Source organism: Pseudoalteromonas sp. SD03, from assembly GCF_040937955.1.
Taxonomy (GTDB): Bacteria; Pseudomonadota; Gammaproteobacteria; order Enterobacterales; family Alteromonadaceae; genus Pseudoalteromonas; species Pseudoalteromonas tetraodonis.
Genome location: NZ_CP162515.1, coordinates 163,858 through 180,857 on the forward strand (window position 1 = coordinate 163,858; position 17,000 = coordinate 180,857).

A 17,000-nucleotide genomic window follows, 5' to 3' on the forward strand; every position below is an offset into this window, starting at 1 on the left:
AAAATATTGAAACATAGATAAAATGCTAAATTTCATAAATAAAGTGTTTTATAATAAAAAAATTACAGTTGTATTTTATTTGTAACAAACAAATGAGGTACACTATGTAAGTATTTTGGGTTAAGTGTATTTTGCGGTCGCTTAATCCAAAATTAAAATAAAAAAGCTATTAAAAGTTTATTTAACTACACGGGAAAATAAAATGAAAATTCAACTTCGCAAAACAGCTCTATCACTTGCTATAGCAGCATGTGTTGGTGTGAGTGGTGCTGCAATTGCAAACGAAACAACCTCTGCAATTAAAGGTCAAATAAAGGGTCCTAACGGTAACCCTGCTGCAGGAACTAAAATTACTATTTTACACGTTCCTTCAGGCTCTGTTAAAACAACTGAAGTAAATGACGCTGGTTACTTTACTGCTAAAGGTCTTCGTGTTGGCGGCCCTTACAAAGTAATCGTAGACTCAGACATCTATGCTGACCAAGAGTTCAATAATATTATCTTGAACATTGGTAGCGACTACCCTGTTAATACTTCACTTGAAAATATCTCAGATGTTGAACAAATCGTAGTAACTGGTCGCCCTATTAGCACTATGTCTGGTGGTACGGGCCCTGCTTCAACATTTACGTTAAGCGATCTTGAAAATCAACCAGCTATTAACCGTGATTTAAAAGATATTATTCGTATTGACCCTCGCGTTGCTATCGATGATAGCCGTGGTTCAATCAACTGTGGTGGTGGTAATCCACGTTTTAACAGCTTAACCCTTGATGGCGTTCGTATGAACGATAACTTTGGTTTAAGCTCAAACGGTTACCCTACTATTCGCGCTCCATTCTCTTTTGATTCAATCGAGCAAGTAGCGGTAGAATTAGCCCCTTTTGATGTTCAATATGGTGGTTTTACATCATGTAACATCAATGCAGTTACCAAATCTGGCGGCAACGACATTCACGGTGGTGTATTCTACGATTACACTAACGATTCGATGAAAGGCGATAAGATTGAAGGTAATGACGTTGATAACGGCGATTACAGTGAAAAACGTTATGGCTTTAATGTTGGTTTACCGCTAATTAATGACACGCTGTTCCTTTTCACTTCTTACGAAAAACTTGAAGGTGTTAAACAGTTTAACTATTCATCTTTAGTGTCTTCTGCAGAAATTGATGAAATTAAACAAATTACACGTGACGTTTATGGTTACGAAGCCGGTGCAACACCAGCTAGCTCACCAGTAGAAGATGAAAAAATCTTAGTGAAGCTAGATTGGAACATCAACGATGACCACCGTGCTAACCTAATTTATAACTACAATGATGGCTTTACTTTATCGCAATCAGATGCAGATGGTGATGAGCTCGCATTTGACAGCCACTTTTATGAGCAAGGCGCAGAGTTCACTTCAATCGTTGCATCACTTTACTCTGATTGGAATGACAACTTTTCAACTGAAGTTCGTTTAGGTAAATCAGAGCTTGACGCTCGCGTTCAATCTTTAGACGCAGCAAGCGGTTTTGGTGAGTTCCAAATCAGCACAGATAATGCCACGGTGTACGTTGGTCCTGATGACTCTCGTCAATCAAATGATTTAAACTACGATACCACAACAGCTAAATTCTCAGGTACCTACTACCTTGATCAGCACACGATTACCGCTGGTTTTGAGTATGAAAAGTTAGAAGTATTTAACCAATTCGTACAACATACTGAAGGTGAATGGCGTTTTGCTTCGATTGACGCATACAGAAATGGGATTGCTAATGCAGTTTATTATAATAACTCTGCAAGTACGAATAACCCAAATGATGCAGCTGCTAACTTTGCTTATTCACAAAATACATTTTATGTACAAGATGAATACAGCTTTTCAGATATCGATGCATCATTAACATTTGGTCTTCGTTACGACAGCTATTCAAGCGATGACAAACCAACATTAAATCAGAATTTCACTAATCGTTACGGTTTTAGCAATCAGTCAACGTTTGACGGTATTGATTTAATTCAACCACGCGTAGGTTTTGAGTGGTATGCAACCGATGCACTAGAAGTACGTGCGGGTGTTGGTTTGTTCTCAGGCGGTAACCCTAATGTATGGTTGTCTAACTCATATTCAAATGATGGTATCACCAATATTGGTGCTTATATCAGCGATATCAGTAATTCTTATAAAGTTGGTTCTGGTGATGATGAAGTCACTCTAGTTGACCTATTTGATACGCCAAATGTAAATGGTGGTACTCCAGGTTACGACGTTCCACAAGATATGTTTGATAAAGTAGCAAATACTGAAATTGGTTCGGGTGATGCTACAACAAACGCGGTAGATCCTAACTTTGAAATCCCATCAGAGTGGAAGTACTCTTTAGGTGCTACATATACTACAGAAAACGACTATGTTATTGCTTTGGATTATCTTTACACTAAGAAGCGAGATGCAGCGACTCTTGTAGATATTGCTTTACAAGATTCTGGTAAAACTACTTTTGATGGTCGTCCTATCTATGAAAGAAAAGAAGATCCATTAAATCCAGGTAAATATCGTAGTGGTGAACTATTACTAACAAATGTGAATGGTGATAGTGGTGAGTCTTCAATTATATCTGCTGCAGTAAGTAAAGCATTTGATAATGGCGTTAGCGTTCAGTTCTCATACGCTTACACTGATGCAGATGATGTAAACCCAATGACTAGCTCTGTAGCCAGCTCAAACTACGGTAACCTAGCAACATCAAACCCAGGTAACCCTGGCGTGGCATCATCTGATTACGAAATTCCACATCGCTTTACATTAAATCTAGGTTATAAGCACGAGTTCTTCGATGGTTATAACACCCGCTTTAACCTATTTGGTGAAGCATACAAAGGTTTACCATATAGCTTTACTTACAAGAGTAATCGTGACACCGGTGCGGGCGATATTCAATTTGGTGATAGAAACTCTAATGGCGCGCGTCAATTATTGTATGTACCACTTGAAAATGATCCAAACGTTGTCTACAACATGAGTGCTGATGAAATCAATGAGTTTAATGACTTTATCGCATCTGAAGGTCTTAAACGTGGTGAAATCACTGGTCGTAATCAACAGAACTCTGATTGGTTCGTTAAATTTAACTTTAAAATCACTCAAGAAGTACCTGGCTTTATGGATGGCCATAAAGGTGAAGCATTCTTCGTAATCGATAACTTAACGAATATGTTAAACGATGATTGGGGTGTATTAAGAAAAGGCTCTTTCGTGGGTAATAAGATGGTTGAAGTAAATATTAATGACCAAGGTCAATACGTTTACTCAAACTTCAGTGCACGTAGTGCTGAACAGTCTGTACAACGCGATGCGTCTTTATGGGAAATGCGTGTAGGTGTTCGTTACACGTTCTAATTTGATTGATTAAATTAGTGTATTTAAAAGCCCACTTTGTGGGCTTTTTTATGCCTGTAATTTATTTTTTAATTTATCAAAAATTGCGATTAGCTGATGCTGTTCAGCATCCGACAGGCAGCTTAATAATGCACGCTCCCACTGCAATGCTTGTGGCGTTATTTTTTCATATAAAGCCATGCCCTTATCACTTAGCATCAAAAATGCAGCGCGCTTATCATGCTTATTTAACTCGCTATAAATAAGCCCTTCATCAATTAGCGTTTTTACTGCCCTTGATACTGTCGACTTATCCATATCCGCTTGAGTACATAGCTGCTTTGCTGTGCTTTGCCCAGATTGTGCTAAATTAGCGATTATTCGCCACTGAGGAATAGTTAAATCAAACTCTTTTTTATAAATACTCGAAAAATCATTACTTACCAGTGTTGCTAAGTGTGTTAATTGGTAAGGCAAAAATGTCGTTAAATCTATTTTCATATTGAATCACTTATTTATTTACATACGACTTTTATTTGTTCACTTTTATTTACAAGGGTCATAATCAGTGTGTTTGATATTAGTCTCACTTGAGAGTATCTTAGCGTAAATAACAAAAATATAACACTCCCCCACTTTCATAGGAGTCAGTAATGGCGACACAATTAAACTATATGACCGGCTTTGGTAATGAATTTGAAACCGAAGCGCTGCCTGGTGCATTACCGATTGGGCAATTTAGCCCGCAAAAAGTAAAATACGATTTATACGCAGAGCAATTTAGTACCACTGCATTTACTGCTCCGCGCGCCGATAATCGCCGCACGTGGATGTACCGTATTCGTCCATCAGTTGTACAAGGCGATTACACAGCCATAGACAATGGCTTAATTAGAACAGCGCCTATTACTGAAGTGCCAACGCCGCCCACCATGCTTCGTTGGGATCCCATTGATATACCAGCAGCACCTACTGATTTTATTGATGGGCTGATCACTATGGCTGCAAATGGCAGCGCCAATGGGCAAGCCGGTATTGGCATTCATGTTTATGTCGCCAACAAATCAATGGACAAGCGCTTTTTTTATAACGCCGATGGCGAAATGTTATTTGTACCACAACACGGCGAGTTATTACTTAAAACAGAACTCGGGCATTTAAGTATTAAAGCCGGTGAAATTGCGGTCATTCCGCGCGGCATTAAGTTTCAGGTTCAATTATTAACTGACACAGCCCGTGGGTACATTTGTGAAAACTACGGCCATGCTTATGTTCTTGCTGAGCGCGGTCCTGTTGGCGCAAATGGTTACGCTAACGACCGCGACTTTCAATATCCAGTAGCGGCTTTTGAAGACATCGAAGGCGAATTTGAACTGATTGCTAAATTTAATGGCAATATGTTTCGTTGTGATATTGGTCATTCTCCTCTGGATGTTGTTGCTTGGACAGGCAATAGTGCGCCTTACAAATACGACTTAGCTCGCTTTAATGTCATGAATACCGTTAGCTTTGATCACCCCGATCCATCAATTTTCACGGTACTAACCTCGCCATCAGGCACTGAAGGCGTTGCAAATATCGATTTTGCTATTTTCCCACCGCGTTGGATGGTGGCTGAAAACACCTTCCGCCCGCCTTACTATCACCGTAATATTATGAGTGAGTTTATGGGTTTAATCGAAGGCGTTTATGATGCAAAAGAGCATGGTTTTGTACCTGGAGGGATGAGCTTACATAACTGTATGTCGCCGCATGGTCCTGAGGCGGATGTATTTGAAAAAGCGTCAAATGCGGACTTAGAACCACAACGCTACGATAATACGCTGGCGTTTATGTTTGAGTCACGTTATGTAATATCGCCAACTAAATATGCATTAGAAGGTAAAGAGCGTCAAGCTAATTACACTGACTGCTGGCGCACAATCAAAAAACACTTTAACGGCAATCAAGGGTAATTAGATTATGAAGCTTTATACTTATTTTCGCTCATCTGCAGCGTATCGTGTGCGCATCGCATTAAACCTAAAAAATATTGATCACCAGTTGGTGCCGGTAAACTTACTAAAATCAGAGCAACAAAGCACAGATTACTTACAGAAAAACCCCCAAGGACTTTTACCTGCTTTAGAAACGGAAGACGGCGTATTAGGTCAATCTCTAGCAATTTTAGAGTACCTTGAAGAGCAATACCCTGAAACACCATTACTGCCTGGTAATGCATGGCAAAAAGCACATATTCGCAATTTAAGTTATGCAATTGCGTGTGATATTCACCCGATTGATAATTTACGTGTGCTTAAGTATTTAAGTAGTGAACTCAATGTTGATGATGAAGCAAAAAATAAATGGTACCGCCACTGGGTTGAAGTGGGTTTTGAAAAAATAGAACGCATGCTCGATAGTAAAAATACATTTTGCGCAGGCGAGTCGCCAAGCTTAGCTGATGTATGTTTAGTACCGCAGGTATTTAATGCCATTCGTTTTAAAGTAGATATGGCTGCCTACCCTAAAATAGCAGCCATATATCAGCGTTGTAATGAGTTGGCAGCCTTTATTGATGCAGCCCCTGAAAATCAACCTGATGCAAACTAATAGAGTAAATTAACTTTTAAGTGCACTGTGTATTACCGTCACATGCTCAATTAAATCTAAGCCCAGTTCGGTTAAATAACCGCCATCTGGGCTATCTATAACCCCTTTATCGAACAAACGTTGTGCTGCGCTTAGTAAGGCGGGTTCAGCGTCTGAATGAAGTTTAATTCCCTGCATTTTGCTCTCGCGTGGAAATTTTGCTAGTAGTGTAAATTCGTCAATCATGGTTTGATTAAATAGCATATCAGTTCACCTTTTTATTGTTCTGTGTTTTACTTATATTGTCTTACTTACCCTAGCATGTTTTTTGCTAAGTGTACTTATTTTAAATACTGGAGGTTTTTGATGCGTTATTATTTTACTTCGTTTATTACTGTTTTATGCTTGTGTTTTTCAGCTTTAAGCTTCGCTGGCACAATAAAAACGCTTCCTATTGTTGATGCTACCCAGCTTATAAACACTAACACTGAGTGCTGGTATGATAATAAACGTTACAGCGAAGGAGCTATACTGCAGGTTCACTCAGTTACGCTTATTTGTGCTGCAAAGTACCCCCAACATAACAACAGTCAATTGATTTGGCTAAAGCTTGATAAGCAAGGTAACCTTATTTACCCCAAGAAGCCTGCAACTATTACTGTAAATTAATCAAGATTAACAATCTGGAATCTGCCAGCCATCTCCAAACTATTAAGATGCGGTGGGATACGTTACAATACATGCAGTTTAAAAAAGCAGTGTGACTATGAATAATCAACCAAAAAACCCGCTACATGGGATAACTTTAGAGCAAATTCTTGTAGAACTAGAGCAACGTTTAGGCTTTAAAGCAATGGGTGAACAAGTAAACATAAAATGCTTTACTGATTCTCCGAGTATCAAATCAAGCTTAAAATTTTTACGTAAAACCCCATGGGCAAGAGATAAAGTAGAAGCACTTTATATTCATACCATGAGTAATAAACCGCTACGAAAACCCAGAAATAAACCAAAACCAACAGAGCCCACGCAACCTGATACATCAGATTTTGTATGGCCCTCTATTAAAAAATAAATGAGTGCTAAATGGCGTAATATTTACGCCATTTTTAGTCAGTTAGTTTTGTTCTTGGCATATTACATTCAATGAAGCAGGGTTAATATTCACTACCACTTTATCGGCAGATTTAACCTCACCATCAATTACATAATCTAGCGTTTTATCTGCGCTTATCTCTACACGTTTTGCGTTAGTATAATGCGAGTTAATAGCAAAATGTGTTTGCGTGATACTGCTAAACATTAGCTCAGCAATACTCAATACTGTGGTTTCATTGTCTTTGTTTGGCGTTAACCAGTTTACGTCTAATAATCCATCACGGTGGTCGGGTTGTCCCCCACCTTGGGCTAAAAGGGTTGTAAATGGGGCAGCATTAGCGACAATAAAGCTATTTGTATTAATAGCTTCAGGCTCATTATCATCGAGTTTAACCATCAGCTTTTGCGCTTTATTCTCGCCAAAGGAATGTAAAAACCCATTTAAATAAGCAAGCTGGCCAGATTTATTTTTCGACTCTCTATCTGCTTTTTCAATCATTGCATGCTCAAAGCCAATGCCAATTAGCAATAACATCAAATCGTTATTACAATATGCGGTATCGATCAGGTTTGTCTGACCATCAATTATTAAATCGCACGCTTGCTCAACAGGAATAAATTTAGATTTTATTCCCATCAGCACATGGGCCAACGCATTAGCTGTCCCCAACGGTATAATTCCTAATCGACAAGACGTACCCACTAAAACACTCGCAACCTCAGTGACTGTGCCATCTCCACCGCAGGCAATTATAATATCAGGCTCGTGCTCTATAGCTTGTTTAGCCAATGTAATGCCGTTTTGTTCCGGTGTAGTTTTTAAAATGGTTAAATCATAATAAGCAGATAAACGTGTAACGATTAAATGCTCTTTTTCAGACCATAACTTAGTGCCTGATACAGGATTAGCAATTAAATATGCTTTATTTTTTATCAGTAGCTCCCCCCTGCGATGGCGCTTAACTAAATGGCGTAATTGGCGTTTATTAAGATTGGCTGTTTCACGTGTTTCTTTGATTTGAGCAAGAATGTCATGTACATTAGCTTCTTTATTTTGACTCAATAAATACGCTGCCATAACAAACACCGAACGTCCGCGACCTAATGCACAATGCACCACAACACGACGGTCTTTCTTTATATGGTGATGGATCCAGTTAATTGCCTGGTTTAATTGCGAGTGAGTAGGCACACTATGATCAAGAACAGGAATGTTTAAATAACTAATATTTTCTTGGGTAGATGTCCACTCAAGTCCATCAAATTCACAAGTCACATCTAAAATAGCGGTAATGCCATTTTCTTTTAATGTATCTATATCAGAGGGAAACAAACGACATGCTAAAAATAAGTTATCGTTTATTTGTTGAATTGGGGGTACCTTATCGTGTTTGCGTGACCATGCATTATAAATTTGTGCACCTAACAAAAAAGGAACAAATGCCCAACGAATGTAAAAAGGGATAACGCCATTTTCTCGCTTTCTGAATATTTTTCCCGCATTAAAAAAATAAGCACCGCTGACCAATATCAGCGACAGCGCCGTCCAAAAAAATGCAACCGCGAAGTAAACAGAATTAACCTTCAATCCCAGTACTATAAATACTAATGCTGTTACAAGATAACTGACTGCAGCCCACATGTGCTCTCCTTTAAGTTGGCAGCGCCATATTAGCGCCTTTAATATAGTCCTAACTTGCAAATAATACGCCAAAAAAGCAATTTATCTTGTTTGATGCCACTGCACCACCGGTGTTGAAACCACATCACTTAACCATAACCCGCTGTTAATAATAGCTTTTTTAATATAAAAAGTTATAACTTCACGCTAAAACATCGTACTCAGTTTTTATTGATTACGCTTAAATAAAAGCAGCTAAATTGATATAACTCTTTCATATTTACAACAATATCAGTCAAATATTCATAGTTATTTAATGCTTCAACTTATTATTTATCAAATGGCATAAGTAATGTTTTCATCGCTGGGCGCAGTGCAATCAATACGGTTTCCTCGGTCAATTCAGGAAATAACATTTTTCGTAATAGCAGTCCGGCCATCACTGAGAAAATCACATTAATGCGGCTTTCGAGTTCTTGCTCTGAATGTGATTTTATTAAACTACTTTCACTGACTAATAAATCACGCATTCTGTTACGTGCTTGCGTATCAGCCTCGCGTAGTAATAAAGCGACTTTTTTGTTTCTACTGGCCTCTGCCATCATGTCTAAGTCAACTACGCAGGCCCCCGTATCCATATGACGCTGCACACCATGGTGTAAGCCATCAAGTAACACCGTTAAAATATCGCCAGGTTGATCTTCAAACTCTTGAAATATGGAAAACATTTCTTCCATATCTTGTTCAATAATACTTTCAATTATGGCTTCTTTACTTTCAAAGTAATTATAAATATGGCCGGCACTCATCCCGGCTGTTTTAGCTATTTCTGCCATACCTGCGCCATGGTAGCCTTTGCGACGAAAACAATCAGCAGCGGCGGTTAATACCTGCTCGCGACGCGCTTGTGCTTGCACCGGATCTAGGTGTTTTTTATTTTTAGGTTTCATTTGAAACTCCAGTATCGAGTCTCTCAACTCGAAATATTTAGCGTTTACTGCTTTGAACACAAAAAATAAACGCTAAACGGGCATTACTTTAATCACGCATAAAACCTTTTATTGTTAACAGGCTTTATGCGTACTAATTTACTTAACGGTTGAAGTAGTGGTCTGCCAGCCACCGCCAACCGCTTTGTATAAATTGATTTGGCTTGCAAGCACAGCTTGTTGGCCCGTGATCAATTGCTGCCTTGCGCTATACCAAGTTCGCTGAGCGTCAAGCACTTGTAAAAAGCTATCAACCCCTTTGTCGTAGCGCGCCTGCGATAATTCAAAGGTTGTCTTTCGGCTTTGTAATAACTCCTCAAGAGCCATTAACTGTGCGTTATAGCCTTCTCTATCCGCAAGTACATCAGCAACTTCACGAAATGCTTGCTGTATTTTTTGCTGGTACGTTGCTACAGCAACTTGTTGCTCTGCGTTAGCGACATCTAAATTTGCTTGATTTCGACCCATATTAAAAATAGGTAAATTTACCGATGGCATGAAGCTCCATGTGCCTGAGCCTGCATCAAATAAATTACTTAAATCACGTGATGCAGTTCCTGCATTGGCAGTTAAACTAATGCTCGGGTAAAACGCTGCACGGGCAATACCAATGTTAGCGTTAGCGGCTAACAGCTGATGCTCTGCTGCTTTTATATCTGGTCGCTGCGTTAGTAAATCAGAAGGTAAACCCACAGGCACACTAGGCAAGTCTAATAAATAATTTAATGACTTACTTGGCAGTAAATCCTCACCTACCGTTTTACCTACTAATAAATCAAGCGCGTTTTTATCGCGTTTCACTAAACGTTGGTATTTAGCAATATCAACTTTCGCGGTGGCTACCGTACTTTTAAGTTGTTCCAGCGTAATTTTAGAAGCGGCACCTAAATCAACACTTTTTTGGGTTAATGATAAGGATGCTTGCTGCGATGATAACGTCTCTTGTGCCAACGCTAACAACTGTTGATCGGTCGCGTAATTTAACCAAGCATTAGCAAGCTCTGCAATTAACGACACTTGCATGGTGTATTGGCTCAGCTGAGTTGAATAAAGCGTTTGTAATGCTTGCTCTGACTGATTGCGTACTTTACCCCATAAATCTAACTCGTAAGCCGTCATGCCTACCGTTGCACTGTATTGAGAACTTATTTGTGGTTGACCACTTGCTGATAAATCGCTGGGTAAACGCTGACGACTTCCTGATGCATTAAAATCCAGTGATGGATATAACGCTGAATCTTCAATCTGATACAAACCACGCACGCGCTGAACATTTAAAGCAGCTATTTGTAGGTCTTTATTATGTTCAAGACTTTGTGATATCAGTGTTTTAAGTTTTTCATCATTAAAAAACTGCTGCCATTTTAACGAGGACACCTGCTCATCCCCTGTCTCTGATGCATACGCATCAGGGACAGGTAAATTTAGCGCTTCTTGTTGAGGAGCTAACTGACATCCAGATAAAATTGCTAAAGTAAAAGCACTAAAACTGATTGCTCTTAAACTCATTATACTTCCTCCTCGGAGGTGGTTTTAGCTTTTCCTGAAAACAGTCTACGTACTAAAACAAAAAACAACGGTACAAAAATAACAACCAATGACGAGGCGGCAAGTGTTCCACCAATAATTGAAATACCTAATGCATTTTGTGCACCTGAACCAGCACTTGAGGCAATAGCTAATGGAAGCACACCACACACAAAGGCCATTGAGGTCATTAAAATAGGACGTAAGCGAAGGCGTACAGCGGCAATCGCCGAGTCAACTAAGCTTAAGCCTTCTTCCATTTTATGAATCGCAAACTCAACGATTAAAATGGCATTTTTAGAGGCTAAACCTATGGTGGTTAATAAACCCACTTGTAAGTAAATATCGTTTGATAAGTTACCCATAAAGGCGGCTACAATCGCACCAAAAATACCCAGTGGCACAATCATCATTACTGCAAATGGTACTGACCAACTTTCATAAAGCGCTGCTAAACATAAGAATACAAATAACAGTGATAATCCATATAACAACGGCGCTTGACCGCCACTTGATCGCTCTTGATATGAAATACCAGTCCATTCAGAAGCAATACCTTGTGGTAACTGCTTAACTAAACGCTCCATTTCATCCATGGCTTGACCTGTACTGTAGCCTGGCGCTGCACTGCCTTGGATTTCCATTGCTGAAAAGCCGTTATACCTTTCCAAGCGAGGCGAACCATAAGACCAATAAGAACTAGCAAATGCTGAAAATGGCACCATATCGCCGTTTTTATTACGCACATACCATTTGTTTAAGTCCTCAGGCACCATTCTCGCATCGGCTTGACCTTGCAGGTATACTTTTTTCACGCGACCACGGTCGATAAAGTCATTTACATAACTACTACCCCATGCTGTCGAAAGCGTACTATTAATATCACCTTGCGACACACCAAGCGCTTCTGCTTTTGCAAGATCAATATTCAGCTGTAACTCAGGCATATCTTCTTGCCCATTAGGGCGAACACCTGCCAATATTGGACTTTGACTCGCCATACCTAATAACTGATTACGCGCTTTTAATAGCTCATCATGACCTAAACCCACACGGTCTTGTAGAAACATATTAAAGCCATTTGCGGTTCCAAGTTCAACAATCGCCGGAGGTGGAAATGCAAATACAAATGCCTCTTTAATCGTTGAAAAATACCCCATGCCTTTTCCTGCAACGGCGCCCACTGATAGGTCGTCACGTTGGCGCTCATCCCAGTGCTTTAAGCTAACAAAGCCAATTGCTGAGTTTTGTCCAGAGCCTGCAAAACTAAAACCTGTTACCGTAAAAATTGAACTAACGGCTTCAGATTGATCTTCTAAATAGTGGTTTTCAACTTTTTTAACCACTTCAAGCGTTTGCTCTGTAGTAGAGCCTGCAGGAAGCATTACTTGGTTAAACAAAATACCTTGGTCTTCATCAGGTAGAAATGCCGTTGGTAAGTTTGAAAAAATAGCCACCATGCCGCCTACAATTAATGCATAGCTAAGCAGGTAGCGCTTAGAATGTTTGATCATGCGGCCAACAAAACCTTGCGCACCTTTATTGGTTTTATCAAAACCACGGTTAAAGCCTGAGAAAAAACGACCAATAAAACTACCATCGGTGTGAACATGGCTAGGCTTTAATAACGTAGCACACAGCGCGGGAGTTAAAATAAGCGCAACCAGTACCGACAGTCCCATCGCCGACACTAAGGTAATAGAGAACTGACGATAAATAACCCCAGTAGAGCCACTAAAGAATGCCATCGGAATAAATACAGCCGACAGCACCATCGCAATACCTACCAGTGCCCCTTTAATTTCATCCATCGATTTTCGCGTTGCTTCAACCGCAGAGAGCTTTTCTTCGGTCATTAAACGCTCAACGTTTTCGACAACAACGATCGCATCATCTACGAGTAAACCAATGGCCAGTACCATCGCAAACATCGTGAGGGTATTAATGGAATACCCAAAGGTAAATAGAATACCAAACGTGCCTAGCAATACGACAGGCACCGCAATGGTTGGAATAATAGTTGCTCTGAAGTTTTGTAAAAATAAGTACATTACAACAAATACCAAAACGACCGCTTCGATTAGGGTATGTACTACTTTTTCGATTGATAATGCAACAAAAGGAGTGGTGTCATAAGGCACAACCGCCTCTAAACCTTCTGGAAAAAATGGTTTAAGTTCTTCAAGTGCATCTTTTACACCTTGTGCTGTATCCAAAGCGTTTGCGCCACTGGCTAATTTAACCCCTAAACCCGATGCCGGTTTACCATTAAAACGCGCTACAACACCGTAGTTTTCACCACCGAGTTCCACATCAGCAACATCTTGTAAACGCACTACCGAGCCATCGCTGTTGGTTTTAACTAAAATATCTTTAAACTGCTCAGGTGTTTGTAATCGGCTTTGAGCCGTCACCGTTGCATTAAGCTGTTGACCAGCCAATGACGGCATACCACCAAGCTGACCTGCAGATACTTGCGCATTTTGTGCTTTTATTGCCGCAGAGATATCGTTTGGCGTTAGTTTATAGCTTTGTAACTTAGCCGGATCGAGCCAAATACGCATTGCATATTGAGAGCCGAACAATTGTACTTCGCCCACCCCATCAACACGCGCAACAATATCTTGTACGTTTGATGATACGTAATCACCAATGTCAATGTTGGTCATACTGCCATCTTGCGATACAAAACCAACAACGAGTAAAAAACTAGACGATGACTTAGCAACCACAACGCCCTGTCGTTGCACTTCTTCAGGTAATAATGGCGTAGCTGTTGCTAGTTTATTTTGCACTTGCACTTGTGCAATATCAGGGTTAGTTTCTGCATCAAAGGTAAGAGTTAATGTTGCTGAACCACTTGATTCAGAGGTCGATGACATATACAACAAGCCATCTAAGCCTTTCATTTTTTGCTCAATAACCTGGGTCACCGAGTCCTCTAAAGTACGCGCAGAAGCACCAGGGTAGTTAGCAGTAATCGTAATAGCAGGCGGTGCAATTGACGGATACTGAGCAACGGGTAAACTTTTAACCGCAATAATACCTGCAAGCATCACTACAATAGCCAGTACCCATGCAAAAATAGGCCTGTCGATAAAAAATCGTGACATGAAATTCTCCGTTATTGGCTGTTATTTGCTGATGACTGTACTTGTGATGCAGCAACCGGTGCGCCTGGGCGAATTTTCTGTAGCCCTTCCACAATCAATTGATCGCCATCAGCTAAACCGTCGGTAACTAACCAGTTAGCGCCCAAAGTACGCTCTACCTTTAATACACGGCTTTCAACGGTGTTGTTTTTGCTAACAACCATAGCCGTAGGTTCGCCTTTAGTATTGCGACTAACACCGCGTTGAGGAGCGAGTATTGCATTAGATTTCACCCCTTCAACAACCTCAGCACGTACATACATACCAGGAAGCAATAGTTTTTCAGGGTTTGGAAACTTCGCGCGTAACGTTACCGAACCCGTACTTGGGTCAACCGTCACTTCAGAGAACTGTAATGTTCCCTTATGAGGATACGCAGAGCCATCTTCCATAATAAGTTCAACATCTGTTTGCGTGGTTGAATCAACCCCTAAAGAACCCGATGCCAATGCTCTTTTTAGCTTAGTTAGTTCATTACTTGATTGGGTTAAATCTACATAAATTGGATCAAGCTGAGTAACGGTTGCCAATGCTGTGGTTTGAGCTGCGCTAACTAGTGCCCCGACAGTGACACTTGATTTACTAATTTGGCCGCTAATTGGCGAAGAAACATGGCTATAATCAAGATTAATTTGCGCGCTTTGTAACTGTGCTTTTGCCGTTAATAGTTCTGCAGATGCTTGCTTGTATGCTGCATCGGCTTCATCAAAGTCTTGCTGGCTTACCGCTTTAATTTCTAGCAATTCTTTATAACGCGACGCTTTAGATTTACTGCTTGCAATACTAGCCTCTGCGCGCGCAACGGCCGCTTTGCTGGCTGCGAGTTCTGCTTCAAAAATGTCAGGATTAATTTGATAAAGCGCTTGGCCTTGCTCAACCTGTGTGCCTTCTTCAAATAAGCGAGATTGAACAATACCACTGACTTGAGGACGAATTTCAGCAATTTGAAACGCACTAACACGCCCTGGTAATTCTTTTTTAAGTGTAATAGCTTGGCTTGTTAAGGTGACCACACCAACAGGTGTCGCTGCAGGAGCAGAAGCCTTAGGTTGTTCAGCTACCTGATCACAACCACTTAAAGCAACAGAACCAACGAGGGCCGAAAATACAAAAAAAGCGATGCGGGAACGCTGCATGTCAAATACCTTTTAGTTTAGAATGAACGATCATTCTAAACTATAGTACAGCAATTAAAAATAGCCACTGAGCAACATTTACACATTTTTACAATTGAATAGATAAGTAACACAAACAATAGCTGAGTTATTTAAGCAACACCCATAAAAAAAGCAGCCAATGAACTTTCATTGGCTGCTCTTAAGCTATGTTGGCTGTCATTATTCGTTGTCAGTATTAACTCTAGAGACTAGTAACTGCTCAATACGAATTCCTTCCACGTCCACAACTTCAAATTTAAAACCTGCAAATAAAACAAACTCTGCGCGTTTAGGAATATGTTTCATGGTATAAATTAAATATCCGGCCACGGTTTCATAATGATTTTGATCAGGAAATTCATCAATTTCAAGTACCTTCGCCAGCTCAACAATCGGGGTTAAGCCATCCACTAACCAAGAACTCGCGTCGCGTTCAATAATTAACTCTTCACTTTGATGAGTAATTAAATCGCCCATAAAACCTTTCATTAAATCTTTAACCGTAACAATCCCAACCACCAAAGCATACTCATTAACTACCACCGCAAAAGGATGCACAGCGGTTTTAAACGCATTTAACGCTTCAGATAAACTCAATGTTTCGGGCAAGTAAAAAATATCTTTATCAAGCATGTCATCGTTAATATTTGCCGCCTCACCTTTGAGTACTTGGCGTAAAATATCTTTAGACTCAACAGAGCCAATTAACTTATCAAGATTACCTTTGCACACTAAAAAGTGATTGTGCGGATGATCTATAATTTTATTTGCTATATCGTCGCTAGATTCATCAATATCAAAATAAACAATTTGCTCACGCGGTGACATAACGCTTGATAAGAAACGCGCTTCTAAATCAAATACATTTCCTATTAAATCATACTCTTGTTGCTGTAAACTGCCATATTCAGCACCAGCATCCATCATCGCAACAATATCTTCAGTGGTCACAATATCTTCACGTTCACTGGGCACTTTAAACACCCGTAAAACAATATTGGTTAAGCCATTAAAAAATAATACCAGTGGCGTGAGCGCAAAAGTAACCCAGCGCATAATTGTCACCACCCTCACGGCAACGGCCTCAGGTAAAATCATCGCTAAACGCTTTGGTAGTAAATCGGCAAATAAAATAAATAACGAGGTAATAATTAAAAACGATAATACAAAGCTAATTTGCCCAAGTAATGGACCTTGATAAAACAGCTGTAGTATTTCTTGCATGTAAGGAGACAATGCTTGCTCGCCAACAATCCCGCCTAATATAGCAATCGCATTGAGCGTAATTTGGATCATGGCGAAAAAAGCCCCAGGCTGCTCTTGCAACTTTAAAACCGCCAAAGCGTGCACATTGCCCTCGTCCGCCATTACTCTTAACTTAATTTTGCGTGAAGCGGCAATCGAAATTTCTGACATCGCAAATAACGCACTCATCAAGATTAATAACGCAATTCCGATTAAATCACCCATTTATAACTCCAAAATAATCGCTTTTACAAGCAAAAGCAGCTGGAT

At 40.0% G+C, this 17,000-nt stretch carries 13 protein-coding genes; 5 read left to right on the forward strand and 8 right to left on the reverse strand.

Annotated features, from left to right (window positions below; genetic code table 11):
- Positions 1 to 202: 202 nt before the first annotated feature.
- The gene (locus tag ABZP26_RS17180; RefSeq protein WP_013463148.1) at positions 203 to 3,391 is read left to right on the forward strand and encodes a TonB-dependent receptor; all 3,189 of its coding nucleotides are present in this window, start codon (positions 203 to 205) and stop codon (positions 3,389 to 3,391) included.
- A gap of 48 nt (positions 3,392 to 3,439) precedes the next feature.
- Here the strand turns inward: ABZP26_RS17180 and ABZP26_RS17185 are convergent, their stop codons facing one another.
- Positions 3,440 to 3,871 (reverse strand): MarR family winged helix-turn-helix transcriptional regulator, encoded by a 432-nt coding sequence (locus ABZP26_RS17185; protein WP_016899145.1) that lies wholly within the window; start codon positions 3,869 to 3,871, stop codon positions 3,440 to 3,442.
- Between the two features lie 152 nt (positions 3,872 to 4,023).
- Between ABZP26_RS17185 and hmgA the strand changes: the two genes are divergently transcribed.
- On the forward strand, positions 4,024 to 5,325 hold the full coding sequence (hmgA, locus tag ABZP26_RS17190; protein ID WP_016899146.1) for a homogentisate 1,2-dioxygenase: 1,302 nt from the start codon (positions 4,024 to 4,026) through the stop codon (positions 5,323 to 5,325).
- A gap of 7 nt (positions 5,326 to 5,332) precedes the next feature.
- Entirely contained in the window at positions 5,333 to 5,962 is a 630-nt protein-coding gene (gene maiA, locus ABZP26_RS17195) for a maleylacetoacetate isomerase (RefSeq protein ID WP_016899147.1), read from the forward strand.
- 9 nt (positions 5,963 to 5,971) lie between these two features.
- Here maiA and ABZP26_RS17200 read toward each other — a convergent pair whose 3' ends face one another.
- Positions 5,972 to 6,205 carry a TIGR02647 family protein gene (locus ABZP26_RS17200; RefSeq protein WP_008112333.1) on the reverse strand — a complete coding sequence of 78 codons (234 nt, stop codon included), beginning with the start codon at positions 6,203 to 6,205 and terminating at the stop codon, positions 5,972 to 5,974.
- A gap of 102 nt (positions 6,206 to 6,307) precedes the next feature.
- On the opposite strand from ABZP26_RS17200, the gene ABZP26_RS17205 reads away from it, so the two are divergent.
- Positions 6,308 to 6,610 carry a DUF1496 domain-containing protein gene (locus ABZP26_RS17205; protein ID WP_128583028.1) on the forward strand — a complete coding sequence of 101 codons (303 nt, stop codon included), beginning with the start codon at positions 6,308 to 6,310 and terminating at the stop codon, positions 6,608 to 6,610.
- A gap of 97 nt (positions 6,611 to 6,707) precedes the next feature.
- A complete protein-coding gene (locus ABZP26_RS17210) occupies positions 6,708 to 7,016 on the forward strand; it encodes a VF530 family DNA-binding protein (RefSeq protein ID WP_013463143.1) in 309 nt (102 codons plus the stop codon).
- Between the two features lie 42 nt (positions 7,017 to 7,058).
- On the opposite strand, the gene ABZP26_RS17215 is transcribed toward ABZP26_RS17210, so the two are convergent.
- The 6 genes from ABZP26_RS17215 to ABZP26_RS17240 form a co-directional block, all read right to left on the reverse strand.
- Positions 7,059 to 8,681: a diacylglycerol kinase family protein gene (locus tag ABZP26_RS17215; protein WP_016899149.1), complete on the reverse strand. Its 1,623-nt coding sequence runs from the start codon at positions 8,679 to 8,681 to the stop codon at positions 7,059 to 7,061.
- 308 nt (positions 8,682 to 8,989) lie between these two features.
- Entirely contained in the window at positions 8,990 to 9,610 is a 621-nt protein-coding gene (locus ABZP26_RS17220; protein WP_008464339.1) for a TetR/AcrR family transcriptional regulator, read from the reverse strand.
- Between the two features lie 138 nt (positions 9,611 to 9,748).
- Positions 9,749 to 11,158: an efflux transporter outer membrane subunit gene (locus ABZP26_RS17225; protein WP_016899150.1), complete on the reverse strand. Its 1,410-nt coding sequence runs from the start codon at positions 11,156 to 11,158 to the stop codon at positions 9,749 to 9,751.
- On the reverse strand, positions 11,158 to 14,289 hold the full coding sequence (locus ABZP26_RS17230) for an efflux RND transporter permease subunit (RefSeq protein ID WP_016899151.1): 3,132 nt from the start codon (positions 14,287 to 14,289) through the stop codon (positions 11,158 to 11,160). Before ABZP26_RS17230 ends, ABZP26_RS17225 begins: the two co-directional genes overlap by 1 nt.
- Before the next feature lie 11 nt (positions 14,290 to 14,300).
- Positions 14,301 to 15,464, reverse strand: coding sequence for an efflux RND transporter periplasmic adaptor subunit (locus ABZP26_RS17235; RefSeq protein WP_013463138.1), 1,164 nt, complete (start codon positions 15,462 to 15,464; stop codon positions 14,301 to 14,303).
- Between the two features lie 201 nt (positions 15,465 to 15,665).
- Positions 15,666 to 16,955, reverse strand: a complete 1,290-nt coding sequence (locus tag ABZP26_RS17240) for a hemolysin family protein (RefSeq protein ID WP_013463137.1) — start codon at positions 16,953 to 16,955, stop codon at positions 15,666 to 15,668.
- Positions 16,956 to 17,000 lie beyond the last annotated feature (45 nt).